Raw genomic sequence first — 23932 nt, 5'->3', positions numbered from 1 at the left:
CCGCTAGACTTTGCGGGGTGATCTTCAAGCGCGTCGGGGAGGAACGGCCGTACCCGGACCACGGGCTCAAGCCGAAGGATTGGTCGTCGCTGCCGCCACGGCAGGTGCGGCTGGACGAGCTCGTCACGACCAAGGGCACTCTCGACCTCAACGCGCTGCTCGACGAAGACTCCACCTTCTACGGCGACCTGTTCGCGCATGTCGTCGAGTGGAAGGGTGAGATGTTCCTCGAGGACGGCCTGCACCGCGCCCTGCGCGCTGCGCTGCAGCAGCGTTCCGTCCTGCACGCCCGGGTACTGGTCGTGGACTGACATGTCTGCTCACGGGGGGAGTTGAGCTGATGACCGCAATACACCCGCAGCCGAGGCCGCACTCGCGGATCCATTGGCGGACGCCGATCACGATGGTGATCCTGCTCGGCGTCCTCGTCGGCGGCGCCTGGTGGGGCTGGAACTCGCTGATCAACAGCAGCGCCGAGCCGACCTGCGTCGAGCAGAAGCTGCCGAACAACCGCCTGGTGCCCAAGCAGGTCGTGGTGAACGTCTACAACGGCGGAGCCAAGGCGGGTACGGCGGCCGCCGTCGCCGAGGTGCTGAAGAAGCGTGGCTTCCACGTCGCCAAGGTCGCCAACGAGCCGAAGGGCGACAAGATCGACGTCGTTTCGGTCCGCGGTGCCGCCGACAACTCACCCGAGCTGCTGCTGGTGAGCGGCCAGCTCAACCAGAAGCCCCTCACCGTCGGCGACGACCGCACCGACCACACGGTCGACCTGATCCTCGGCCGCGGCTATACCAGCCTCAGAGCCAAGGGCCTCGCCTCAGTGACCATCCCCCCAGACTCCACCGTCTGCCTCCCGGTCATCCACACCCCCCAACCAATCCCCTCAGGCCAGAACCCGAACTGATCAGTCAGTCACCTTGGGATGCCCGGTCCCGGCATAGCTGATCCAGACAGTGCGCTTGTCCGGATCGACCAGGTACCAGATCCGGCCGCCGCCAGTCACCTCGTACTGCCACTGGTCGAGCCCGTTGTCAGTGGACAACTGCCCCTTCAAACGGTGGTGTCGACTGGAATCCGGAAATGGCTGAGGCTCTGCTCGGATCTCCGCCCACGCCTTCGCAGTGTTGCCAGGCGCCTGCCGGCAGAGTTCCTCCCAACCCTTCGCGGCGGGAGTCGTGAGGAACGTCAACTCCCACTGATCAGGCCCCGCGGGAGGAGCGACCCGATCACCGCGCTTCGCCGGCGTCACTCGACAGTCGGCTTGGGCACAGGACCGAAATCGCCCTTGCGGGGCGACCGGAGGATGGCAAGCAACTCTGGATCGGCCCAGATCTCGGCCGTGTTGCGCCATTGCTGGATCAGGGTCAGCACCGGCGCCGTGACGCCGAGGTCCGCGCCGGCCTCCATCCCATCGACAAGCTCCTGAGCGAACACGGTCCGATCCTCGGGCGGCAAGAACTGAACCCAAGGGAAGATCCGCGGCAGGATGTCGAGGAGGGTGTGCGAGCGCAGTACCGGGTCGCTCATCACCGCGCGCAGCACCCGGACAGCGAGGTCCACCACCTCGTGCTCTTCCGTCGACTGCGCAACAGTGGTCAGCACCAGGTCGTCCTCGGATCCGCGGCGGTGGATCCGCAATGCACGGTTCCGGCTCGCCTTCAGCTTTTCCACTGTCTCGTTGGGGCGCTGAAGTAGATCGGAGAAGTTGACTTCCTGCAGCTCGGCCATAGTTCAAAGGTAGTTCAGAAGTCCTGGTGAGACAAATGAGCTCATCACTGCTGGTCGCGGCCGCGTTCGCCGAACCAGCCGGCTAGGCGGCCGGCGCGGGAGACGGCGCGGAGGCGGCGGACGGTCTGGTCGCGGACGGGGCTGGGGGCGACGACCAGGAGGGAATCGCCGGCGCGCAGGACGGTGCGGAGGTCGGGGACGAAGGCGCGGTCGCCGCGGATGACAAGGGAGACCGAAACCCCGCCGGGCAGGCGGAGTTCACCGATCTCGACGCCGGCCAAGCGGGACTCGCTGGGCACGTGGACCTGGAGCATGTCGGCGCCGAGCGACTCCAGCGGCGCCACATCGATGTCCACCTCGTACGCCGCGTTCTCGTCCAGCACCTTGAGCCGTCCGGCCAGCCACGGCAGCGACGGCCCCTGGAGCAGCGTGAACAGCAGCACCAGCACGAACACCACGTCGAAGATCCGGTCCGCGTGCGGCACGCCCTCGGCGAGCGGGATGGTCGCCAGAACAATCGGGACGGCACCGCGCAAGCCCGCCCAGGAGATGAAGGCCTGCTCGTTCCACGGCAATCGGAACGGCAACGCCGACAGCGCGACCGCCGCGAACCGTCCGACCACCGTCACAGCGATGCCGATCACCAACGCGATGACGACGTCGTTCCACCCGATCCGCCCGGGCGATGCCAGCAGCCCCAGCATCACGAACAACCCGATCTGGGCCAGCCACGCGATCCCGTCCACGAACGACCGGGTGGCCATCCGGTGCGGCAACTCGGCCCGCCCGAGGACCAGCGACGTCACGTAGACCGCCGCGAACCCCGACACATGGAGCAGTACGGCGCCGCCGGCGTACGAGATGAAGGCCAGCGACAGGATCGCCAGCGGGTACAGACCGGCCGAGCCGAGCGCGATCCGGCGGATCAGGCCGACGCTGATCCAGCCGATGACGAACCCGAACAGGGCACCGACCACCAGCTCGTAGACCACCAGCCCGCTGAAGTGCAGGAGGCCCTTCTCACCGACCTCGCCGGTGCTGACCAGGGTGACCAGCAGGACGGTTGGCGCGTCGTTCAGACCGGATTCGGCCTCCAAGGCGCCCCGCAACCGCGGTCGGATCGGGACCCGGCGCAGGACGGAGAAGACCGCTGCCGCGTCCGTCGGTGAGGTGACGGCTCCGAGCAGTACGGCGGTCTGCCAGTCCAGCCCGAGAAAGTAATGCGCCACACAGGCGACGACCCCCACGCTGACCGCGACGCCGACTGTCGCCAGTACGACGCCCAGCGGCATCACCGGGCGTACTTCGTTCCACCGGGTGGTCAGACCGCCCTCGGTCAGGATCACGACCAGGGCGGCGAACCCGAGCGCGTGGGCCAGTTGCGCGTCGTCGAAGTGGATCCCGCCCGGCCCCGACTCGCCGAGCAACAGCCCCATCAGCAGGTAAATGAGCAGCGATGGGAGCCCGAGCCGCCCGGTCAGCCGGATCGCGACGATCGCGACCAGCAATACCGCCGCCCCGGCCAGCAGAATCCGGTCCAGCTCCGCAACATCCACGTGGGGCCCTCTCCCGCATCAGGTCCCGAGAAACGAAAACCCTGACGCATCACACAGCATCAGGGTCTCCGGTCCTACTCCATCCCGGAGGATGGTTGGCGGTGGCGGAGGGAACCGTCGCAGGCTCCTCCCAAATCCCACAGCCCTTGATATGCGTTGGATGGTCCCACACTTCGTGCGGAACCATCCAACGCATGGCGGTGGCGGAGGGATTTGAACCCTCGGACGGGGGTTGCCCGTCACGCGCTTTCGAGGCGCGCTCCTTCGGCCGCTCGGACACGCCACCGCCGGAGAGGCTATCAAGGTCTGTGCCCGATGAAGAAATCGCGGAGCCGAGCACCCGCTTCGTCGGCCATCACGCCGCCGACCACCTCGGGCCGATGATTCAGCCGGCGATCCCGTACGACGTCCCACAAGGACCCCACCGCCCCCGCCTTCTCGTCGTACGCCGCGAAGATCAGCCGGTCCAGCCGGGACAGCACGATCGCGCCCGCGCACATCGTGCAGGGCTCCAGCGTGACGATCAGCGTGCAGCCGGTCAGCCGCCACTCACCGACGTGCCGAGCCGCCTCCCGGATCGCCACCACCTCGGCGTGTGCGGTCGGATCACCGGTCGTCTCCCGCTCGTTGTGGCCGCGGCCGATCACCTCACCGTCGGCGTCCACCACGATCGCCCCGATCGGTACGTCGGGCAGCGCCTTCTCGCCTTCTTCCAGCGCGAGCGCCATCAGCCGCGCCCACTCCCGCTGGACCGCCGGGCTAACCAAGAGCTTCGATCGCCTCGTGGAACTGGTTGCCGAACCCCAGCGACTCGGCGATCTCCTCGAGCATCTCCTCCGGGTAGAGGTCGACGTCGTCGCACAGCGCACCCAGATCCATCGCACTCATGCCGAGGTCGGCGATGATGGCGAGGTCGCCGGCCGGGACCTGCTCGTCGTCGTCATCGGCCAGCGGGATGTCGAGTTCGTCGACCACCTGCCGGGCCAGCGGCCACTCGGTCGCGGCGGTGACGTCGGAGATCAGCAACCGGGCCCGGCCGCCGATCACCCGAACGAGGATGAAGAAGTCCTCGTCGACCGAGATCATCCCGAGTACGCCGGCCTCGCCCGGGTAGCGCCGGAGCGCGGACACCAGGGTGGACAGGTCGGGCTCACCGCGCAGCACCAGCGGTGTGACGGTCCAGACCCCGTCTTCGGTGTAAGCGGCGACCGCGAAGTCGAGATCGGTGGTCATCGGCCCAGCCGTGGCATCAGACACGGCCTCATCGTCGCAGACTCACGGCGACCACGGGAGGTATTCGTGATCTCGACGCGATATCAGTACTACCAACGCTCAGTGATGGTACGTCGCTCTGCGCATGGCTTCCCGAAGCTGCCGGACCCGGGCGCGACGCGGTGCGATCCGGTCGCGGAGAGCGCGGGCTTCCTCCAGCTCACGGAGAAAGGCGGCACGTCGGCGAAGGCGATCGAGTTGCTCTGGCGTCTTGCCGGCGTTCTCCGTCATCGGCGTACTCCCTGGGGGGCGAACAGGGCAGGCTCCGGTTGCCCCGATCAAGCGCACAGTCCAAGTCTGGCAGCGGGCGCGCTTCCCCGTCGCGAATCGCCGACGGTACCGTTCCGGCTTATGCAGATCCTCGTCGTGGACCATCCGCTCGTCGCTCACAAGCTCACCGCGCTGCGGGACGAGCGCACGGACTCGCCCACCTTCCGGCGGCTGACCGACGAGCTCGTCACGCTGCTCGCCTACGAGGCGACCCGGGACGTCCGGACCGGTCCGGTCACCGTGCAGACCCCGGTCGCCGAGGCCGAGGGAGTCAAGCTGACCGCACCGAAGCCGCTCGTCGTACCGATCCTGCGGGCCGGGCTCGGCATGCTCGAGGGGATGAGCCGGCTGCTCCCGACCGCGGAGGTCGGGTTCCTCGGCATGGTCCGCAACGAGGAGACGCTGACCGCGTCGACGTACGCCGAGCGGCTGCCGGAGGACCTGTCCGGACGCCAGTGCTACGTACTCGACCCGATGCTGGCGACCGGTGGCACGCTGGCCGCGGCGATCCAGTTCCTGGTGGAACGCGGCGCCGACCACATCACCGCGATCTGCCTGCTCGCCGCACCCGAGGGCGTCGAGCGGATCGAGCGTGAACTCGCCGAGCTCGCCGTACCGTGCAACCTCGTCATCGCGGGCATGGACTCGCACCTCAACGACAAGGGCTACATCGTCCCCGGCCTGGGCGACGCCGGCGACCGTCTCTACGGCGTCGCCCAATAGCCCGTTCCGTCCGAAGAAGTGTGGGCTGTAGGCAACACTTCTTCGGACGCAACGACCTCAGACGAGTTGGTTGCGGTAGAAGAGGCTGGCGCGGCGATCGCCGGTGACGCCGGAGGCGAAGCCGAAGTAGAGGCGGGCGGTCGCGTCGGTGGAGCCGTAGACCGCCATCCCCTCGGCTTCGCGGTACGTCAGGCTCTGGCCCGCGAGGGTGCGGAACGAGTCGACGATCTGCCCGGTGTTGATGTCGTAGCACCACAGCTTCGACGTCGCCTGCGCCGGGTCGGGGTCGCCCGGATACGCCTCGCCCTCCCAGAAGTAGACGTACGAGCCGTACAGCGCCCACCCCTGGAAGTCGATCCCGGCCGTCAGCGCGGGCTGCTTGAACGACGCGAGCACGGTCGAGAAGTCGCCGACCCGCGCCGCGGCCAGTGAGTACACGTTGATGTGCATCCCGTCGGACAACGAGTAGCGCACACCCAGACGCCCGTACCGCTGGTCGACCGCGGGGGTGAACACGCTGCCGTTGGCAACGGGCTTCCACTTCGTCACCTGACTGGACGTCTTCGTCGCGCCGTTCTGCCACGGGAAGCGGGCGATCTGCCGCCCGCGCCCGTTGGCCGTGTCGACGTCGGTCTCGGTCCAGATGTACGTCGTACTGCCGACAGCCTCGGCGCCGATGGACACGGCATGGCCGAACCCGGTCAGGTACATGTGACCGAGCACGGTGCCGGAGAAGCTCAGCTGGCTCAACGTGAGGTCTCCACTGTTGGCCGGCGTACCGGACCGCAACTGACCGGTGAAGAGCCGGTTGTTGGGAGTGTCGAACGCAAACGACTGCATGACGGTCGGTCCCCACAGTGGCTTGCTGCGGAACAGTTCACCACCGGCTCCGCCCATGACGAAGCGTTTGGTGGCGGGGAGGGCGAGAGGACGGACAGGGCGGGCGGAGGCGGCGGGTGCACCCAGGGTGCCGGCAGCGATGATCGCGCCGGCACCGGTGAGCAACCCACGGCGGGAAAGGTTGTCCATACCGTTCGACGGTAAGTGTCTTACCGCGAACTGTCACCACTTCGCACAAAAATTCCTGCGAAGTACTCAGAGATCAGTGTTAGAACGCGTAGGGATACGGCGACCAGTCGGCTGGACGCTTCTCCAGGAACGAGTCGCGGCCCTCGGCGGCTTCGTCGGTGCCGTAGGCCAGCCGGGTCGCCTCGCCGGCGAACAACTGCTGGCCCACCAGGCCGTCGTCGATCAGGTTGAACGCGTACTTCAGCATCCGCTGCGCCGTCGGCGACTTGGCGCAGATCTTCTTGCCCCACTCCAGCGCGGTCGCTTCGAGCTCGGCGTGCGGGACGACCCTGTTCACCATGCCCATCCGGTAGGCGTCCTCGGCGCTGTACTCCTCACCGAGGAAGAAGATCTCCCGCGCGAACTTCTGCCCGACCTGCCGGGCCAGGTACGCCGATCCGAATCCGCCGTCGAACGACGCCACATCCGCGTCCGTCTGCTTGAACCGCGCGTGCTCCGCGGACGCCAGCGTCAGGTCGGCGACCACGTGCAGGCTGTGCCCGCCACCCGCGGCCCAGCCCGGTACGACGCAGATGACCACCTTCGACATGAAGCGGATCAGCCGCTGCACCTCGAGGATGTGCAGCCGGCCGGCCTTCGCGGGGTCGATGGTCTCGGCGGTGGTCCCCTCGGCGTACTTGTAACCGTCCTTGCCCCGGATCCGCTGGTCGCCGCCCGAGCAGAACGCCCAGCCGCCGTCCCGCGGCGATGGCCCGTTGCCGGTGAGCAGCACACAACCGACGTCGCTCGACATCCGCGCGTGGTCGAGCACCCGGTACAACTCGTCCACGGTGTGCGGCCGGAAAGCGTTGCGCACCTCGGGCCGGTTGAACGCGATCCGCACCACGCCGGCGTCGATCGCCCGGTGGTAGGTGATGTCGGTCAGGTCGAACCCGTCCACCTGCTTCCAGGCCGACGGGTCGAAGATCTCGGAGACATGCTCGGCATCGGTCACGTCGCCGAGCATATTTCAGCGGTGCGCGGTGCTTTCCCGCAGGACGACCTCGGCCTTGAACGTCTCGGTGGTCGCCTCGCCGCCCTCGATCGCGAGCTCGAGTGCCCGGCGCCCCATCTGCTCCAACGGCAGCCGGACCGTGGTCAGCCCCGGCCACACATCCCGCAGGGTCGCGATGTCGTCGAACCCGGCCACACCCAACTCGCGCGGTACGTCGACCCCACGGGCCCGCAGCGCGGACATCGCACCGACCGCCATCACGTCGTTCACCGCGAACACACAGTCCAGATCGGTCTTGCGATCCAGCAGCCCCTGGGCCGCGGCGTACCCGCCGTCTCGAGTGAACTCGCCGGCCTCGACCGCAACCGGCTGCAGCCCGGCCTCCGCCAGCCCGGCGACGAATCCGTCCCGCCGGTCCCGTGCCGTCGCCAGCGCGTCCGGTCCAGCCAGTACGGCGAACTTCCGCCAGCCGAGCCCCACCAGGGACCGGGCCAACTCGGCCGCACCGGAACGGTTGTCCGGCTCGATGGTGTGGGCCGGCATCCCGGACTGACTCACCAACGCCAGACCGGCGCCGGAGTTGAGGAAGGTCTCGACCTCGGTCGCCGTACGGGCCAGGCTCTCGGCATCGGTACGACGGCTGCCGATCATCACCGCGGCCCGGGCCCGCTGCGCGCGCAGCGACGACAGATAGGCGATCTCACGATCGGAGTCACGGAACGTGCTGGCCATCATCACCAGCAGGTTGCGCTCGTCGGCGGCCCGCATCACGCCGTTCGCGATCGCCGCGAAGTACGGGTCCTCGATGTCGTGCACCAGGATGCCGACCACGTTGGTCGACGACTTGGCCAGCGCCTGGGCCTGTGCGTTCGGCGTGTAGCCGAGCTCGTCCGCGGCGGCTTTGACCCGTTCCTGCAGCTCAGGACGGGGAACCCGGTCCCCGCCGTTGAGCACGCGGGAAGCGGTCGCGACCGACACACCCGCGCGCTGTGCCACGTCCAGCAATGTCACCGGTGCTCGCAGATTCACTGGCCTACCCTTCCGTACTCTCCCCCTGGGTGGTGGCGGTCACCCTATCGGAACTAGTCCACCATTACGCTCTGTGGCTGGGAAGTGGCCGCCAATATCGTCAGAATCTGGCTTTAGGCCCTCTGAGTGACTAGCCTTCCCAGCCATGACGTCCGTCCGCGCCAGGGTGACGATCCTGGTCTCGTCCACCGTGCTCAGCCTGGGTACCGTCAGCGGTACCGCGGCTGCTGCCCGGCTGCCGGACGACCCGGCCGCAGCGGGCCCAACCGCGCCGGCTCCGGCGGCCCCGCCGTACGTCGACCCGGCTACCCACAGCACCCAGCCGATCTACGACTACGCCGACGCGCTCCGCGAGTCCGTGTACGTCGACACGAAGATGGACACCGACTCCGACGGCAAGAACGACGTCGTCGCGGTCGACATCGTCCGGCCGCGCGAGACCGACCTGACCGGGCTGCGCATCCCGGTGATCATGGACGCGTCGCCGTACTACTCCTGCTGCGGTCGCGGCAACGAGAGCGAGAAGAAGACGTACGACGAGAACGGCGTCATCCAGAAGATGCCGTTGTTCTACGACAACTACTTCGTCCCCCGCGGGTACGCCGTGGTCGGCGTCGACATCGTCGGCACCGGCCGGTCGAGCGGCTGCGGTGACGTCGGCGGCAAGGACGAGATCAACTCCGTCGTCGCGGTGATCGACTGGCTGAATGGTCGCAACACCGCGCACACCGCGGATGGCGCGGACGTCGAGGCGACCTGGTCCAGCGGCGCGGTCGGAATGATCGGCAAGTCGTACGACGGCACACTGGCCAACGGTGTCGCCGCAACCGGTGTCGAAGGCCTGAAGACGATCGTGCCGATCTCCGCGATCTCCTCGTGGTACGACTACACGCGCTCCGGCGGAGTGCCGTACTCCGACGACTACATGCCCTGGCTCGGTAGCTACGTAGGCCACGACACGCCCGCGTGCGACGCCGTACGGGCCGATCTCGGCGACAACGACGATGACGACACCGGTGACTACACCGCCTTCTGGGCCGAGCGGGACTACCTGAAGACCGCTTCGAAGGTGAAGGCATCGGTCTTCATGACCCACGGTCTGAGCGATTACAACGTCCAGACGAACCACTTCTCGCAGTGGTGGACCGCACTCGCGAAGAACGAGGTGCCGCGCAAACTGTGGCTGGGTCTCGAGGACCATGTGGATCCGTTCGAGTTCCGCCGCGACGCCTGGGTGGACGAGCTGCACGAGTGGTTCGACTACTGGCTGCAGGGCCTGCAGAACGGCGTGATGAAGGAACCGATGGCGTCGGTCGAGACCGCTCCCGATGTCTGGCGCGACTACAAGACCTGGCCGGCCGTGAACCGGACCGTGCCGGTGCCGCTCTCGGCCGGCAAACTAGGTGCTCCAGGCAAGGGGACGCTCACCATCACGGACGACCCGGAACTGAGCGAGGACGACATCGTCGCGACCCCGTCCGAGGTGATCGCCGGCCGGCAGATGTTCCTGTCCGCGCCGTTGCCGGCAGCAATTCGGATCAGCGGTTCGCCGTCGGTCACCCTGAAGATCAGGGCCGACTCGATCACCACACCGGTCACCGCACGACTGATCGAGTACGGCGACGCCGCACGGTACTCCGGTATCCGCCGTACCGACGACAGCACCTGTGAAGGCGAGAGCACGAACTTCGACGACGCCTGCTACTTCACGGTCGAGAAACTCACGTCCGAGAGCGACCACGGCATCGTCAGCCGCGGCTGGATCGACGCCGCCCACAGCAGCTCACTGAGCAAACCGAAGCCGCTGACTCCCGGCCAGTGGTCCACCGTCACGGTCCCCCTCCGCGCCCAGGACGAAGTCATCCCCAAGGGCCGCATCCTCGGTCTCGCCATCACCTTGAGCGACACCGACTGGACCGCCCCCAACGACACCGGCGCCACCATCGACATCGACCTCGCGGGCAGCCAACTCAACCTCCCGGTCACCTCCGGCAAGATCGCCGCCCCCACCAAGGTCCAGCCCATCGACGTAGACATCACCACCCCGTCGCAACGCCCCGACCTCCACGACCCCACCAACTAACTAGTGCCGCATCCTGAAACGTTGGGGTTGTCGTCGGTCCGGTCAGATTGGTGCAGTTCGACAGGAGGTGTCCGGCGATCGAGCCGCATACCGGGTGGGCTCAGGCGGGGAATGGCTGGCAGCAGGCGCATACGTCCTGTCGAACTGCACGAGGCGGTGACAACCAAACCACACCGCCGCACTGAACGGCATCGTGGTCGACCCACCACAGTGGGTGCTCCAGGCCGGTCGGTGGGAGGTCGGTGACGACCCCAACGTTCGTTGACGCCGCACTAGTCAACCCACGCGCCGGGCGTCAGTGCAGGGCAAGACGCATCCGTAGTTTTGGCGGCTCTTTGGCGACGACGCGGAAGCCGAGTCGCTCGTAGAGTCCGCGCGCACGGTTCAACTCGAGTACGTGCAGTTCGACCGCCGATGCGCCAGCCTGCAGGGCGTGCTCCACCAGGTGCTGCATGAGTGCGGTGCCCACGCCGCGGTTCTGCACCTCTGGGATCACCTCGACCCTGGAGATGTAGAACGTGTCTGCATCGGCTGAATGAGCCTGGATCATCCCGGCCGGTCGGCCGTCGATCAGCACGATCTCCACCTGTTCAGGATCGAACCAGTCGCGATGGAACTGCTGCTGCACGGCGTCGTCCCACGGGCCCCAGGTCGCCTCGATCACATCGCCCAGCACCCGACGATGCAGGTCGTACAAGAAGGCGTCGTCGTCAGCCGTGGCCGCTCGGAGCTGGAGGTCTCGCATCGCAATCCTCCCTGTCGCGGCCGGAGGTTCCATCACGTGCTCTCCTGAACGCAGTGAGCGTCTGAAGGATCGGAGAGGAACATCCTGATCTCCTGGGCCCATTGATCGGGTTTCTCGAAGTAGCACATGTGCGCGGCGTCATCGATGACAGCCAGGTGGCTTGCCGGGACTTCTTCGTGGAGTCGTCGCGCGAGTTGGATGGGGAAGCCCATGTCCTGTGCGCCGTGCAGGATGAGGATCGGGCCACCCCATCCACGCAAGATCGTGACCGGATCTCGAGTGCACCAGGGCGGCATCGTCCCGTCCAGTACGCGTTCGAAGCTCCAGTCGCCTTCATCGAGATCACGGATCAGCTCGAGGTAGGCCGGCGCGAGGTCGAGATTCCAGACGAACACAGTGGAGTTGCGCAGAGCGCCGTCGGCCTCGCGTTCCAGTCGCTGCCGGTGTTCGTACTCCGGCCACCCGTCCAGGTACGGTCGCGCGGCATCCGAGTGGTAGGCCGAGGTGGATGCCAACACGAGGCGGCGAACGTCGACGGGGTGTTGGGAGACGAACTCCATGGCGGCTCGGCCGCCAGTCGAGAAGCCGAGGAGGTCGACCTGTCCGAGGCCCAGCTCGCTGATCAATCGATGCGCATCGCGGATCACGAACGCCGGCTCGAGCTGAGAATCAGGTAAGCCCCGGGTGCTGCGGCCGCAACCTCGGAAATCGAAAGTCACCACGTGCCGATCCTGAGCAACCACTTCGAGTCCAGGGAGGAGGTAGCTGTGCCCGACGTCCGGGCCGCCGTGCAGGACCAGCAACGACGGCTCGTCCGACCTGCATCCGAGTTGGCGCACGAACAGGGTCACGTCGCCCAGCTCTACGAACTGTTCCACAGGGTCCATCCTCCCGGCGCGTGCTGCCCCTCGCTGGTCGACTGCACCGTGGGGTCTCCCCAGAACCTCAACCGAAACACTTCAGACCGCTCTGAGTGCCTCTCCGAAGTCGCGGACCATGCCTTCGCCGGCGTAGCGGGAACGCAGTTCCTGGTCCAGTTCGCCGGCGACCATGAGGAGGTGAACCCGGCTCTGCCGACCCTCCCGAAGTCCGTCAAGGCCAAGTCCTACGGCCTGCTCGAGGTCACCTTCCCGCCCCGCCACGAAGCCGAGGGTCAGCCGGCACTCCGAGATCCGCATCGGGCTCAGCTCGGTGCCATCCGGAGCGATGTTGTCCCGGATGACCGTCTGCGCGTGGGCGCGAGCACGGTCGTTGTCCCCGCCGATCCGGTGGACATCCATGCTGTAGTAGTCCCACTTTGCAGGATCGACCTTGAAGTGGTTGTCGGGCCGGTCAGGATACGGGAGGCGCGCCAGCATGGCGCGGCCGGATTCCAGCAGCTCCTGGAGACCTGGTTCGCCCAGCCGGGCCTTGGCCTTCGCCTCCTGGGCGATGAGCTGGACGTGCACGCTGGAGAACTTTGCGGCCACCTGGCCCCGCTGCGCCGCATCGACCGCCTGTTTGAAGCGGCCCTGGGTCAGCGCGAACCATGCGGTCATCTCGTGGCCCCACCCGACGATCTCCTGGTGCTCCGCCTCAAGGCCGAGCCTCGAACGCACCGATCAGTTCGCCCTTCGCACGCAGCGCTCTGTCGCACGCACGCACAAGCTCTTCGGTCGGCGTCTTGCGACCGTTCTCAACGTTGCTGAGATGCCCACGGCTGTAGTGAGTAGCGCGTGCCAAGTCCCCCAACGACCACCCACGATGATCGCGGTACTCACGCATCCGGTCGCCGAACGTCATGAAGAGAGTGTCCCCCGACCCCTGTATTCCTATCGCCCAGGTTTCTTGGCGGCCGCAGGCGATGAGGTCGAGGAGGTTGGCCCGGAGCGTGGTTGGAGTCAGTGTCAGTTGGTCAGCCCCAATGCGTCCGTGGTGACGTCGCAGAACAGGGCGAGGTCGCTCTCGGCGTTGGGATGCGGTCCCTTGTTGATGACGATCTCGCGGCTGACGAACTCTTCGCCGTCGAAGGTCTCGTGCAGGACGAGGTAGCCAGCGCCCAGCAGCACGAGACCATCGGCCGTGCGAAGGGACCCGGTCAGCCCACGGACGGTGGTCTCGACCGTGTGCACACCGTCCGGGTCGCCGGAGATGAGGGTGTCGGAGACCAGCCCGGCGGCGCGCCGGAGGACGGTGGCTTCGTTCTGCGGGTTCGTGTAGACGACGTTGGCCTGGGTGACGTTGCGGGAGTCAACCGGCTGGTTGGGGGCCAGGAACTCCGTTCCCTTCACGGAGATTGTGGTTTCCACCGCCTGACCGGTGCCGCAGAAGTCACCGTCGGTGAACGACTCCGTGAAGGTGAAGTGATTGACGACAGGATTTGCGGCGACCGCCGACGGCATGGCGCCCAGCCCGAGCGCAGCGACAATTCCGACTACCAGTGCGAACCTGCGCATTGGTCCCCTCCGTTCAAGTGCTGTCCCGGCGGCGGAACGCATCCGGTCACACACCGAATGTCCGGCAGCGCGGGTCCCTCCCGAGCAGAGCGCGACCAGGCGACTCTGCCGCGTTGATGCCAGTGGCATCTTCCCCTGATGATCGATCGCCGCAGCGGACATCAGCCGACGGCTCTGAGTTCAGCAAACGCCCGGATACCCATCCTGTAAAGGGATGGCCAGGTGTGTCCTGCGGTTGCGACAACGCATGCTCCCAGCGTTACATCATCCACCCGTGTAGGCATGAAGGATGCGGATCGTCATCATCGGTGGCGCCGGCACCTTGGGGAGCGCGGTCAGTGAAGTGCTGACAGCAGACGGGCATCAGATTGTCGGAGTGTCACGGTCGTCCGAGCCTGCTGTGGACCTGAGCAAGCCGGACTCCCCGGAAGTTGCCCTAGGCACCTTGGCGCCCTTTGACGTCGTGATCTGCCTCGGCCCTGGTACGCCGTTACGACCGCTGGCGGAGCTGACACCTGCGCAACTGCAGGCGGATTTCGGCGGCAAGCTGTTCGGTCAGATCGAGGCGCTCCGCATCGCCGCCGGCCTGATGACGAACGGCGTCGTGTTGCTGGCGGGTGGCGCAGCGCCAGACCTGAGGACTGGGTTGTCCAGTGATTCGTTGAGTGGGTAGGTCGAGGACAGCGTGTACGCACAGCCGACGGCGACTGCGGAGACGAGGTCATCCATCCGCGCGCGAGATCCAGGGTGTCAATGAGGGCGGCTACCAGCTGCTGTTCCGACGCCTCTGGCATGTGCCCGAGTGTCCCATGCTCGCCCGTTCAGAGGCATCGTCAACAAGCGGGCGACGGAGAAGCGAGTTACTTGCCTTCGGCTACGTAGTGCATGGGGTCGCCGAAACCTAGGTCGGTGATACCGGCGGTGTAGAAGGCGCCGATGAGCAGCGACCTTCGGTGGGCGGCGAAGGTGAGGACGTGGGCGACCATACCGCCGTACGCGAAGACGCGGGGCGGTTCGCAGGTGGTGTCGACGAAGGACTCGTCGAAGCGGCCCTCGTCGTTCAACTGGTTGACCAGGGCAACGAAACGAGAGCCGGCGATCGCGTGACGTTCGCGGAGCTCGGGGATCGGGGTGACCACCTGGATTCCGCACTCGGGCACCTGGAACGGGCGGTCTTCCACGGACGCCAGCCACATCTCTTCTTGCCAGACCAAACGATCCAGCAGGTAGCGGATCGAGATGTCGTCGTCGATCCCCTCCACCGACAGCTCGATCGGCCGGTCCAGCGCCGCCGCGTCCAGGCGGGCGCCGCGTTCGATCATCTCGCCGGTCAGCCAGACGTGATGCTCAACCATTCTGACCAGGACATCCATCCCTCTCACCTCTTTCCTCGCCGGCAGGCGCAAGCCCGCCGGTGGTTGAAAATGAACCCCGCTCGGAGCCGACAGGAAGAACACCCGCGACGACTCCCGCCGCCATACTCGCGGCGACATCCCATAGGCCCGCACGAACGCGCGCGTGAACGCTTCATGCGACCCGTAGCCCGCCTCAACTGCGACATCGAGCACCGGCGAGTCCTCGGCCAGCAGCCGGAACGCCGCCCGCTCCAGCAGCACCCGCCGCCGGAACGCGTACGGCGATTCGCCCGCCACCGCCCCGATCACCCGATCAAAGTGGAACCGCGACAGATGCACCCGCCCAGCCAGGTCGACCCCACCGACCAACTCGTCCGCTGCCAACCCCTCAGCCACCACCGCCACAAACTCCTCGAACACATCCGCCATACCCCCACTGTGCCCGCTCCCAGCCCACCCGTACTTGATCGAAATTGCTGACCTGTCGATCAGCCTTCCCGCAGGCGCTGCAGCAGGCTCAGGCAGTGCCTGCGGAGTTCCGGGACGGTGCGAGCTGCGACCTCCTCGGCACCCGGCACGTCGGCGACTGCCGACAATGCCTTCTCGAAGGCGTCGGGGTATTGACCGGCGAGGGTTCGAACGCGATCGACCAGGCGGTCGGCCGGCAAGCCAAGAAGGGCGGCAGCCTTGTCCCACTGCTTGCGTCTGATCTGGCCGACGATCCGCTCGCCACCGATCGACAGCGCGACCCGACGATCGACCGTCGCGCCGTCATACGCCAGCCCCGTGGCCAGGTCGTACAGCGGAGCCACCCACCGGTTGCCGTCCGGGGCTAGCAGCAACGAGATGTTCTTCGAATGCCCATCCGGCGCCCCCGCCACGAGATTGACGATGGCGAAGTCGGCAAGCGCCAGCAGATCATCGGCCGGCATCGTCGACTGCCGGCGAACCAGCCCGACCATATCTGTCAGCCTCGGTCCGCCCCGGCTCTCGTACTTCGCCTCTGGCAACCGCCCGAGCGCCTGGCAGAAGTCCTCCTGATGGATGCGACTGATCCCGTCCTGGCCGACCACCCGGTCGAACCGCTCGATTTCTGCCACTGTCTTCGTTCGAAGACAATCGCAAATGTCTTCGAACGAGGACACAGTGGACAGCGGGCAGCACGGCACAGACGCGGGGCGACGACATCAGCTCCGCTGGGGCAGGTGCTGTGTTGTGGAGTACTCCGCAGTGTGTAGTAGTGTGGTCGGTAGAGCACCGGGAGGGTGGTCTGAGGGGTCCAGCCTCCCGGTGCACCGAGGAGGCGTTATGGACACGAGCCAGTTGCTCAAGGGTGTACTGGATCTGGCGGTGCTCGCCGTGCTGCGGGACGCCGACGGCTACGGGTACGACGTCCTGCGGCGACTGCGCGCCGCCGGGCTCGAGGATGTCGCGGACGCTTCGGTCTACGGGACGTTGCGGCGGCTGTTCGCGGCCGGTGCGCTGACGTCGTACGTGCAGCCGAGTGAGGAGGGCCCGCATCGCAAGTACTACGGGCTGAACAAGACCGGCCGGGATCTGCTTGCCCAGTCGACCAAGACCTGGAATCACTTCGCCGACACGATGTCGGTGCTGCTGCTGGAGAAGGAGGCCGCGTGAACAGCACCCTGACCGGAGCGGTCGCGATCTACCTGGCCCAGGTGCGGGCCGAGCTGAGCGACCTGCCGCCGGGTGAGCTGGAGGATGTGCTCGAGGACGTCAGCGGTCACCTCACCGAGGTGGCGGCCGAGTTCGAGGCGGAGCCCACCACCGCGGCCCTGCAGGAGCGCCTCGGCACGCCGCGGGAGTACGCCGACGAGCTGCGGACCGCAGCCGGCTACCCACCCCGCACGCAGCCGGTCGCGGACCGCGACGCCGGCCGCAAGGCGCTGCGCTGGGGACTGATCGCGTCGACCGTCGGCCCGTTCTTCATTGCCATCGGCATCTTCGCCTGGTCGCACGAGGAGACCCTGTTCTTCGGCGTCGTCGGGTTCGCGGCGCTGTTCGGCGCGGCGCACCTCGGCGTCCGCGCACTGCGCGGCAACGATCCGCGGATCGTCCTCGAGACCCCGCGCGGCCAGCGTGGCGCCGCCGCCATCCGCGACCTGATCGACCAGATCCCGCCGAACGTCCGCCGCGAACTGGTCACCATCGGGCAGCCGGTCTGGTGGGTCGCCCGCGGCGCCATCGGCGGCGGAGGCTTCTTCGCGCTCTTCGGCGCCGGGGCGGTCACGGTGGTCGGCGCGCTCGCCGGTGCCGCGGTGTCTGTCTGGATCGGCCGCCGGACCCAGCAGGACCCGCGCTGGCTCTGGTACGTCGTACCGCTGAACCTGGTCGCGGCTGTCGCCGTACCAGCGTTCCTTGCCGCCGCGTACATGGGAGCGTCGTTCGGGTTCCTGAACAACTACGACAACTACAGCAGCAACCCGGCGTCGTACAACCCGGACGGTCTCGTCCTGAACGGTATGACGATCGGCAACATCTACCCGTTCGATGCTGAGGGCAAGCAAGTCAGCGTGCGGCTGTACGACCAGGACGGCAACCCGATCGCCCTGCCGCGGGAGGACTGCGACACGCAGAACGGCCGGGTCGATCCCAGCACAACCAGCAACGTCTTCCCGCACAGGATCCTGACACCGGACGAGTCCGGCACCGTCGGCGAGGAGAACTGCAAGGACTCCGACAAGGCTTCCTTCGTCCCACCGCCGGCGCCGGCCAGCACGATAACCCCGACCGCCACGCCCACGGAGACGCCGACGAGCACTCCGGGGGCGAGTACTCCGGCGGCGAGCACAACCCCGCGCGCCAGCGTCACGCTGACCGTTCAGCCCACCCGTTAGGCTGCGAGCGGCTTGGTGAGGCGGACGGCTCCGGCCGGGGCCGTCCCACCGGTGAGCGCGTAGCCGGACTTCTGGTAAAGCAGGATGTTGCGGTCGCTGCGTTCCCCGGTGAACAACGTGGCGACCTCGACACTGTCCGGCGCCTGGGCCTCGGCGAACGCGAGCAGGCGACGGCCGAGTCCGGTACGGCGATGGTCCGGCGCGACCATCAATCGGCCGATCTCCCAGATGTCGCCGTCACGCCGGGCGCGCACCGAGCCGACCAGTCGTCCGCCTGATCGCACACACCACGTCGACCAGGTCCGCAGGCTCTCGCGAACCTCACCCTCGGACTCCAGCAGCGCCGGCAGATCGAGCCGCGCGTTGGCGACCGCCTCGTCCACCCAGCAACACCGCTGCAGAACAAGCAACTCAGCCACATCCGCAGGCAGGGCAGGAGCGACCTCGGCCGCATCGGCGCGCACAGCCGGGGCGACCGAGATCCCGTCGCGATACAGCGGTCGCAGTACGTCGGCCACGCGACAGAGCTCACGCAACGCCGCAGCAGCCCGACCATTCAACCGCTCCGAGTCGACCACCACGCCGTCCCGCATGTCGTCCGCGATCCGCAGGAAGATGTCGCCCCCGATCGACAACATCCGCAGCGAGCCCGCGACACCTCGCGCCATCTGCACACCCCGGGTGCCGGCCGAGGTGTTCCCGTAGCCGACGAACAGACACGGCTTCCAAGCCCACTCGGCATGCAGGTAGTCGAACGCGTTCTTCAACGTGGCCGGCATCGCGAAGTTGTACTCACTGGTGACGAAGACGAACGCATCGGCATCCGCCACCCGCCGGCTCCACACCCGGGTGTGTTCGTGCTGATAGATCCCGGTCGACGGATGCTCGGGCTCGTCCAGGAACGGCAGATTCACCTCGGCCAGATCCGCGACGTCGAGGTCGACGCCGAGCTCAGCCGTCGCGCGGACGAACCAGTCACCCACCGCCGGCCCCAGCCGCCCGGGCCGGGTACTGGCGATCACCATCAAGATTCTCGTTGACATGTCAAAGAAACTACCGCAGATACCTTTGACACGTCAAAGACAGTAGGATCACCCCGTGACCAAGTGGCTGAACGCCGACGAGGAGCGCGCCTGGCGGGCGGTTCGCCGGCTGCTGACCGTCGTACCGTCCCGGCTGGCCCGGGACCTGAACCAGCTCGGCCTGTCCGCCGCCGACTACGAGGTGCTCAGCACGTTGTCGGAGAAGCCCGGCCGCCGCTGGGGACTGAAGGACTTCGCCGAGAAGATGCAGTGGTCCCGCAGCCGGTTGTCACATCACGCGGCCCGGATGGAGGCGCGTGGCCTGATCGAGCGGGAGGCGGATCCGAACGACGCCCGCGGCTCGATCTACCACCTCACCGACGACGGTTTCGACGTCCTCGCCGCGGCGGCGCCGGGTCACCTCGACTCGGTCCGCGACCGGTTCATCGACCACATCAGCGCCGAGGAACTCGCCGTCCTCGAACGCGTCTCGACCAGGATCGCCGACCTCCCCGACTGAGCCGACGAACAATTGAAGCCCGCGAACGGCGGCACCTACTGAAAGTGCGCCGCGGCAACGCGACGATAGGTGTAGCCCAAGCGCTGATAGATCGCGATCGCGGCGGCGTTGTCGCGATCAACCATCAATCCGACGCGTCCGTGGTGCTTCACCAGCTCAGCCGTGACGAAGGCACACACCTGGCGGGACAAGCCTTTGCCTCGAGCAACTGGGTGAGTGGCGACACCGGCCAGGAAGCCGATCTCCGGGGCACTCCACGCATCCGCGGCCACACTCAGCAGCTCCCCGCTGTCACCGGTCGCTGCAGCCCAGCGTCGTACGCCGGAACGCCCGGGCCAGGCGTACGACGTCGGCGCCGCGTCGGTGAGTAGCGCCTCGACCCCGGTGTCGCTCTCGAGCCAGGCGGCCGTGGTCGTCACCACCGGAAGCCCGGCCGTGTCCATCCAGCCGAACGCGGCCGAGAAGGCCAGGTCCGGGACGTGGTCGGCGAGGTCGCGGATCAGCTGCTCGTCGCCGAACGGGCGAAAGCTGGGACCCACCTCGGCGAAGACCTCAGCCGCGAGCCGTGCGACAGAGTCCACCGGCCCGACGACCGCGAGACGATCGCGCTTCGACAGGTCCGGCGCGGCGACGGCGACCGCATCCCCGTCGTACCAGGCGCGGACTCCGGGGCGGAAACCCTGCCCGGCCCAGACGATCAACGGATCGCCCGCACACACCCTCGCCAACTCGGCTGTCGTCAGAATCTCACGCACACGGGCAATTCTGACTCACTCCGCACGTTGGAGCGCGTACGGGACCAGGTGGTGGTAGCCGCGGACCGAAACTCGGCGCAGCCGGCGAAGCCGGTAGTCGGCGTGGCCGTCCAAAGCCGCTGCCAGCTCGCGGTCGGCGAGGACGCGGCCGGGTTTGCACTCCGAAGTGAGGCGGGCGGCGAGGTTGACCACCTCGCCGTACACGTCGCCGAGCCGGATCAGGATGTTGCCGTAGGAAAGGCCGATGCGCAGCTCGGGCAGGTCGCCGGCCACCGCCACCGCGTCCTGCAGCGCGAGCGCGACCGCGGCACCCTGCGCCGCGGTGTCGGTGACGAACAGGACCTCGTCGCCGATCGACTTGATCACCCGGCCGCCGTTCAGCGCGACCACGTCCGCGGCCATGCCCTCGAACCGCTCGATCAGCTGGCCGAGCTCGACCTCGGTCAGGCGACGGGCCAGCCGGGTGTAGCTGACGATGTCGGCGAACCCGACGGCACGGATGCCGCGGGCGAGCTCGTCGGAGCCCGCCACCGCACGGCCGGCCGCGGCGGCCAGGTGCCGGCGCCAGACGTACGTCTGCAGTCGCTCCATTGCCGGGAGCAACTCCCCGGCCACCTCGATCGCCTCGTCGGCGGACAGCTTCGAGTTGCCGAGGAACTCCAGGAACATCGCAGACTGCCACGACGCCAGCCGGGACTGGGTCTGGCCGAGCTTGCGGGCCAGCGACGACTCCAGCTCGGGATCGATGAACCCGTCGTCCTCCAGTGCCGCGACCAGCCTCAGCGCCTCGACGTCCCCGTCCGTGAACGCGATCTCGTCGTCCGGCACCGTCGCGAATCCGAGTGCGTGCCACATCCGCTCAGCCCGGGCGATCGAGATTCCCGCCCGCTCCGATACCTGGATCCGGGTGAACTTCCGCTCCCCGCCGAGCAGCGCCTGCTCGAAGTCCCGCTGGAGCCCGGCCAGGTCGACCGCGCCGGACCCGGCCGGCTCCAAGGAGTCAGGAACCACCGCGGCGCTCGGCGATGGTGGCGTCGATCGCGTCCCGGAAGGCGGGCAGCCGGTTGGTCAGGTCGTCGAACTTCTCCCGGGTGAAGTGCAGCAGCTGCAGCCGCGACTTCGCCGTCACCGTTGCCGTCCGCAACGTGTTCTTCCGGACCGCCACCTCGCCGGCGATGTCACCCGGACCGAGCTGGGCGATCTCCTCGCCCTTCACCCGGACCGCCGCCGTCCCGCTCAGGATCAGGTACGCCGCGTCCGGCGGGGTCTGCTCCAGGATCAGCGACCAGCCGGCCGGCACCGAGACCTCCTCGCCGGCGCGGAAGATGTCCTTGATGTCGCGTCCGGACAGATCCGCGAACAGCGGCAGGTCCCGCGGGGATGTCCTACCCAAAGCCACGTCGATCCTCCGAGCCCGCCGGGCCACCCCGGCGATCAGCCGATGTTTCCAGTCAGTAACTCTAACGGACGGCCGAGACCAGGAGTAACGGCGGGCGACGCCGATGGACGGCGAGATGCGGAGACTGCTCGACCTGCTCGGCGGTCGGCATCGGCTCGTCCACCACCTCCAACCGGAACCCGTGCCGACGCAACGCGGCCAGGATCGTGCCGATGGTGCGGTGGTACTTGACCACGCCGTCGACGAACCAGGCTCGTTGTCGAGGGCCCTCGTCCGCGTAGTCGTCGACCACACAATCCGCAGCCACCAGCGGCGCCGTCACCACCGGATGTTCGATCGTGAACGCGAAGAGCCCGCCCGGCGTCAGCCACCGCGCCACCCTTGCGACCAGGCCCCCGAAGTCCTCCACATAGTGCAGCGCGAGGCTGCTGACCACCAGGTCCGCAGATCCCGGCGGCAACTCGAAGTCGGCGAGGTCCGCGCGCACGTACCGCACCCGCGGATGCCGAGCAGCGGCCGCCAGCATCTGCTCCGACGCATCAACCGCGATCACCTCAGCCCCACCGGACGCCAGTCGCACTGCGAGCCCACCTTCACCACACCCGAGGTCGACCACCCGCAGCCCTTCCACCACGGGCAGTACGGCGTTCATCGCCGGAATCTCGATCGCGTCGTTGAGCCCGAGACCGTCCCGCCGCAGTTGCCGATACCCGCTCAGGAAATCGGGATCGTCGTACAGCTCGGAGCCCTTCACAGCCAGCGGACCAGGTCGTGGATGTCGATCATCGGCAGCTCCCAGCGCAGCGTGAACTGCTCCAGGTCGGCAGGCCCGGCCATCACGCCATCCGGCCGCATCACCTCGCAGCACACGCCGACCGGTGCCAGCCCAGCCGCGAGACACAGCGCAACCGTCGCCTCGGTGTGCCCGAGCCGCTCGCCCAGCAGTCCGGGCCGGGCCGCGAGTGGAAACACGTGCCCCGGCCGAAGGAAGTCCGTCGGTACGGCGTCCGCAGCCGCCAGCCGACGAATCGTCGCCGCCCGCTCGGCCGCAGACACGCCGGTCCCGGTCGCGGACGCGAGATCGATCGATACGTGCATCGCCGTACCCTGCCGGTCGCCCTCACCCGGCATCGGCGGAATCTCCAGTCGCTTCAGTACGTCGGCCGCGGACGGAATGGTCGTGTGTCCACAGGCCAGCGTGAGCAGGAACGTCATCGCCTCCGGACGGAACCGTTCACCGGCGAAGACGACATCGCCTTCGCTCTCCGCGGTCGGATCCCAGACCACGACACCACCACCGGCCGCGATCTGTGCGACCACCTTCTGTACGCCGACCTCACCGCTGAGCTGACCGGCCCACGGCAACTGGCTGACCGCCCGCAGCAGTTCGGGACCCTGACCGTCGCGGGCCATCCGGACCAGCAGGTCGCTCTCCAGATTCACCCGATCCCCCTCGGCCAAGCCTCCGAGTGTGGTCTTCTCCAGGGTGTTCGGTACCAGGACCACCGAGAACCGGTCCTTCAGCACCTCGGCCACCGTGATGCTCACGCCGTCGATCGCGACCGAGGACTTCGCCACCAGCTTCGCGAGCAGGCGGTCCGGCGGCTTGATCCAGACACGTTGACCGGCGGGTTCGACGGTGACGCGGAGGATTTTGCCCACGCCTTCGACATGACCCTGGACCAGGTGTCCGTCGATCCGGTCTCCGGCGGCGATGGGCAGCTCGACGTTCATCGTCGTACCGGCCGCGACGCGGTCCAGCGTCGTACGGCGCCGGGTCTCGTCCGTCACGACCACCCGCACCTCGCCGGCGTCGGCCGGCTCGGCGGTGAACCTGATCCCGTCGAGGCAGACCGCACCACCCGGCGTGACCGGGATCGCCGACTTCACCCGCAGTACGTCGCCGATGACCTCGGTGACCGTGGCTGTGTGCTCGATTCGTCCTGTGAACATGCTTCGCTCTCCGGCTGTAGGTTCCGGCCAGGGACCCGGGAGGGGTCCGAGCTGAAGCGGGGTATCACCGCATGGCCCCGGTCAGCGCCGGGTCACTCCGCCGTCCGGCGAAGCCGACGGGCCCGGGAGTCTCCCGACCGCCACACCTTGGAATCGCACCAGACGGCAGTAAACCACACCCGGCGGCGGCTGAACTGTTGACCGGT

At 67.6% G+C, this 23932-nt stretch carries 30 protein-coding genes and 1 tRNA gene; 8 read left to right on the top strand and 23 right to left on the bottom strand.

Going from position 1 to position 23932, the window contains the following annotated elements:
• Nucleotides 1–17 precede the first annotated feature (17 nt).
• Nucleotides 18–311, top strand: a complete 294-nt coding sequence (locus EV652_RS34320; RefSeq protein ID WP_132149481.1) for a type II toxin-antitoxin system VapB family antitoxin — start codon at nt 18–20, stop codon at nt 309–311.
• Between the two features lie 29 nt (nt 312–340).
• Nucleotides 341–904 carry a LytR C-terminal domain-containing protein gene (locus tag EV652_RS34315; RefSeq protein WP_132213450.1) on the top strand — a complete coding sequence of 188 codons (564 nt, stop codon included), beginning with the start codon at nt 341–343 and terminating at the stop codon, nt 902–904.
• Here EV652_RS34315 and EV652_RS45530 read toward each other — a convergent pair whose 3' ends face one another.
• The 7 genes from EV652_RS45530 to EV652_RS34280 all read right to left on the bottom strand — a co-directional run bounded on the left by EV652_RS45530 (nt 905) and on the right by EV652_RS34280 (nt 4787).
• Complete coding sequence (locus tag EV652_RS45530; protein WP_242002169.1) at nt 905–1042, bottom strand: hypothetical protein; 138 nt, start codon at nt 1040–1042, stop codon at nt 905–907. It lies immediately after the preceding gene.
• A gap of 203 nt (nt 1043–1245) precedes the next feature.
• Nucleotides 1246–1728: a hypothetical protein gene (locus EV652_RS34305; protein WP_132213448.1), complete on the bottom strand. Its 483-nt coding sequence runs from the start codon at nt 1726–1728 to the stop codon at nt 1246–1248.
• Between the two features lie 44 nt (nt 1729–1772).
• Nucleotides 1773–3284, bottom strand: a complete 1512-nt coding sequence (locus EV652_RS34300) for a potassium/proton antiporter (protein WP_132213447.1) — start codon at nt 3282–3284, stop codon at nt 1773–1775.
• Nucleotides 3285–3479: 195 nt separating this feature from the next.
• A tRNA-Ser gene (locus tag EV652_RS34295) sits at nt 3480–3570 on the bottom strand.
• 13 nt (nt 3571–3583) lie between these two features.
• The gene (locus EV652_RS34290; RefSeq protein WP_132213532.1) at nt 3584–4012 is read right to left on the bottom strand and encodes a nucleoside deaminase; all 429 of its coding nucleotides are present in this window, start codon (nt 4010–4012) and stop codon (nt 3584–3586) included.
• A 31-nt stretch (nt 4013–4043) separates the two neighbouring features.
• Entirely contained in the window at nt 4044–4541 is a 498-nt protein-coding gene (locus EV652_RS34285; protein ID WP_369410061.1) for a tRNA adenosine deaminase-associated protein, read from the bottom strand.
• 75 nt (nt 4542–4616) lie between these two features.
• Nucleotides 4617–4787, bottom strand: coding sequence for a hypothetical protein (locus EV652_RS34280; protein WP_199238565.1), 171 nt, complete (start codon nt 4785–4787; stop codon nt 4617–4619).
• Between the two features lie 120 nt (nt 4788–4907).
• On the opposite strand from EV652_RS34280, the gene upp reads away from it, so the two are divergent.
• On the top strand, nt 4908–5549 hold the full coding sequence (upp, locus tag EV652_RS34275) for a uracil phosphoribosyltransferase (protein ID WP_132213445.1): 642 nt from the start codon (nt 4908–4910) through the stop codon (nt 5547–5549).
• Between the two features lie 57 nt (nt 5550–5606).
• On the opposite strand, the gene EV652_RS34270 is transcribed toward upp, so the two are convergent.
• The 3 genes from EV652_RS34270 to EV652_RS34260 all read right to left on the bottom strand — a co-directional run bounded on the left by EV652_RS34270 (nt 5607) and on the right by EV652_RS34260 (nt 8601).
• Nucleotides 5607–6578: a phage baseplate protein gene (locus EV652_RS34270; RefSeq protein WP_132213444.1), complete on the bottom strand. Its 972-nt coding sequence runs from the start codon at nt 6576–6578 to the stop codon at nt 5607–5609.
• A 79-nt stretch (nt 6579–6657) separates the two neighbouring features.
• Nucleotides 6658–7584: a 1,4-dihydroxy-2-naphthoyl-CoA synthase gene (locus tag EV652_RS34265; protein WP_132213443.1), complete on the bottom strand. Its 927-nt coding sequence runs from the start codon at nt 7582–7584 to the stop codon at nt 6658–6660.
• A gap of 3 nt (nt 7585–7587) precedes the next feature.
• The gene (locus EV652_RS34260; RefSeq protein WP_132213442.1) at nt 7588–8601 is read right to left on the bottom strand and encodes a LacI family DNA-binding transcriptional regulator; all 1014 of its coding nucleotides are present in this window, start codon (nt 8599–8601) and stop codon (nt 7588–7590) included.
• 145 nt (nt 8602–8746) lie between these two features.
• Here EV652_RS34260 and EV652_RS34255 point away from each other — a divergent pair, with 145 nt between their 5' ends.
• Nucleotides 8747–10684 carry a Xaa-Pro dipeptidyl-peptidase gene (locus tag EV652_RS34255; RefSeq protein ID WP_132213441.1) on the top strand — a complete coding sequence of 646 codons (1938 nt, stop codon included), beginning with the start codon at nt 8747–8749 and terminating at the stop codon, nt 10682–10684.
• A 295-nt stretch (nt 10685–10979) separates the two neighbouring features.
• On the opposite strand, the gene EV652_RS34250 is transcribed toward EV652_RS34255, so the two are convergent.
• The 5 genes from EV652_RS34250 to EV652_RS34230 all read right to left on the bottom strand — a co-directional run bounded on the left by EV652_RS34250 (nt 10980) and on the right by EV652_RS34230 (nt 13864).
• Nucleotides 10980–11429, bottom strand: a complete 450-nt coding sequence (locus EV652_RS34250; RefSeq protein ID WP_369410060.1) for a GNAT family N-acetyltransferase — start codon at nt 11427–11429, stop codon at nt 10980–10982.
• Between the two features lie 32 nt (nt 11430–11461).
• Nucleotides 11462–12307 (bottom strand): alpha/beta fold hydrolase, encoded by an 846-nt coding sequence (locus EV652_RS34245; protein ID WP_158441380.1) that lies wholly within the window; start codon nt 12305–12307, stop codon nt 11462–11464.
• An 81-nt stretch (nt 12308–12388) separates the two neighbouring features.
• The gene (locus EV652_RS34240; RefSeq protein ID WP_158441378.1) at nt 12389–13027 is read right to left on the bottom strand and encodes a hypothetical protein; all 639 of its coding nucleotides are present in this window, start codon (nt 13025–13027) and stop codon (nt 12389–12391) included.
• A complete protein-coding gene (locus EV652_RS46275; RefSeq protein WP_369410062.1) occupies nt 13005–13193 on the bottom strand; it encodes a helix-turn-helix domain-containing protein in 189 nt (62 codons plus the stop codon). The genes EV652_RS34240 and EV652_RS46275 overlap by 23 nt, the downstream gene beginning before the upstream one ends.
• Nucleotides 13194–13315: 122 nt before the next feature.
• Complete coding sequence (locus EV652_RS34230) at nt 13316–13864, bottom strand: hypothetical protein (RefSeq protein WP_132213436.1); 549 nt, start codon at nt 13862–13864, stop codon at nt 13316–13318.
• A gap of 289 nt (nt 13865–14153) precedes the next feature.
• Here EV652_RS34230 and EV652_RS34225 point away from each other — a divergent pair, with 289 nt between their 5' ends.
• On the top strand, nt 14154–14537 hold the full coding sequence (locus EV652_RS34225) for an NAD-dependent epimerase/dehydratase family protein (protein WP_132213435.1): 384 nt from the start codon (nt 14154–14156) through the stop codon (nt 14535–14537).
• 187 nt (nt 14538–14724) lie between these two features.
• Here EV652_RS34225 and EV652_RS34220 read toward each other — a convergent pair whose 3' ends face one another.
• Both EV652_RS34220 and EV652_RS34215 read right to left on the bottom strand, forming a co-directional pair.
• Nucleotides 14725–15648 carry a helix-turn-helix domain-containing protein gene (locus EV652_RS34220; protein ID WP_132213434.1) on the bottom strand — a complete coding sequence of 308 codons (924 nt, stop codon included), beginning with the start codon at nt 15646–15648 and terminating at the stop codon, nt 14725–14727.
• Between the two features lie 59 nt (nt 15649–15707).
• Nucleotides 15708–16319, bottom strand: coding sequence for a HipA domain-containing protein (locus EV652_RS34215; RefSeq protein WP_199238564.1), 612 nt, complete (start codon nt 16317–16319; stop codon nt 15708–15710).
• 208 nt (nt 16320–16527) lie between these two features.
• Between EV652_RS34215 and EV652_RS34210 the strand changes: the two genes are divergently transcribed.
• Both EV652_RS34210 and EV652_RS34205 read left to right on the top strand, forming a co-directional pair.
• Nucleotides 16528–16857, top strand: coding sequence for a PadR family transcriptional regulator (locus tag EV652_RS34210; RefSeq protein WP_130445805.1), 330 nt, complete (start codon nt 16528–16530; stop codon nt 16855–16857).
• On the top strand, nt 16854–18077 hold the full coding sequence (locus EV652_RS34205; RefSeq protein WP_132213432.1) for a DUF1700 domain-containing protein: 1224 nt from the start codon (nt 16854–16856) through the stop codon (nt 18075–18077). The genes EV652_RS34210 and EV652_RS34205 overlap by 4 nt, the downstream gene beginning before the upstream one ends.
• On the opposite strand, the gene EV652_RS34200 is transcribed toward EV652_RS34205, so the two are convergent.
• Entirely contained in the window at nt 18074–19120 is a 1047-nt protein-coding gene (locus EV652_RS34200) for a bifunctional NAD(P)H-dependent oxidoreductase/GNAT family N-acetyltransferase (RefSeq protein WP_199238563.1), read from the bottom strand. The genes EV652_RS34205 and EV652_RS34200 overlap by 4 nt on opposite strands.
• Before the next feature lie 55 nt (nt 19121–19175).
• Between EV652_RS34200 and EV652_RS34195 the strand changes: the two genes are divergently transcribed.
• Nucleotides 19176–19619: a MarR family winged helix-turn-helix transcriptional regulator gene (locus EV652_RS34195; RefSeq protein ID WP_132213431.1), complete on the top strand. Its 444-nt coding sequence runs from the start codon at nt 19176–19178 to the stop codon at nt 19617–19619.
• 35 nt (nt 19620–19654) lie between these two features.
• On the opposite strand, the gene EV652_RS34190 is transcribed toward EV652_RS34195, so the two are convergent.
• From EV652_RS34190 to EV652_RS34170, 5 genes are all read right to left on the bottom strand, one after another.
• Nucleotides 19655–20374, bottom strand: a complete 720-nt coding sequence (locus EV652_RS34190) for a GNAT family N-acetyltransferase (RefSeq protein WP_132213430.1) — start codon at nt 20372–20374, stop codon at nt 19655–19657.
• 15 nt (nt 20375–20389) lie between these two features.
• The gene (locus EV652_RS34185) at nt 20390–21385 is read right to left on the bottom strand and encodes an adenylate/guanylate cyclase domain-containing protein (RefSeq protein WP_132213429.1); all 996 of its coding nucleotides are present in this window, start codon (nt 21383–21385) and stop codon (nt 20390–20392) included.
• Nucleotides 21375–21773 (bottom strand): cyclic nucleotide-binding domain-containing protein, encoded by a 399-nt coding sequence (locus EV652_RS34180; protein WP_132213428.1) that lies wholly within the window; start codon nt 21771–21773, stop codon nt 21375–21377. Before EV652_RS34180 ends, EV652_RS34185 begins: the two co-directional genes overlap by 11 nt.
• Before the next feature lie 61 nt (nt 21774–21834).
• Nucleotides 21835–22527: a class I SAM-dependent methyltransferase gene (locus tag EV652_RS34175; RefSeq protein WP_199238562.1), complete on the bottom strand. Its 693-nt coding sequence runs from the start codon at nt 22525–22527 to the stop codon at nt 21835–21837.
• Nucleotides 22524–23726, bottom strand: a complete 1203-nt coding sequence (locus EV652_RS34170) for a 3,4-dihydroxy-2-butanone-4-phosphate synthase (protein WP_132213427.1) — start codon at nt 23724–23726, stop codon at nt 22524–22526. Before EV652_RS34170 ends, EV652_RS34175 begins: the two co-directional genes overlap by 4 nt.
• Between the last annotated feature and the right edge of the window lie 206 nt (nt 23727–23932).

Source organism: Kribbella steppae (genome assembly GCF_004342025.1).
Classification (GTDB): domain Bacteria; phylum Actinomycetota; class Actinomycetes; order Propionibacteriales; family Kribbellaceae; genus Kribbella; species Kribbella steppae.
The sequence above is the reverse complement of the archived record's forward strand: the minus strand, read 5'-3'. Positions and strand labels throughout refer to the sequence as shown.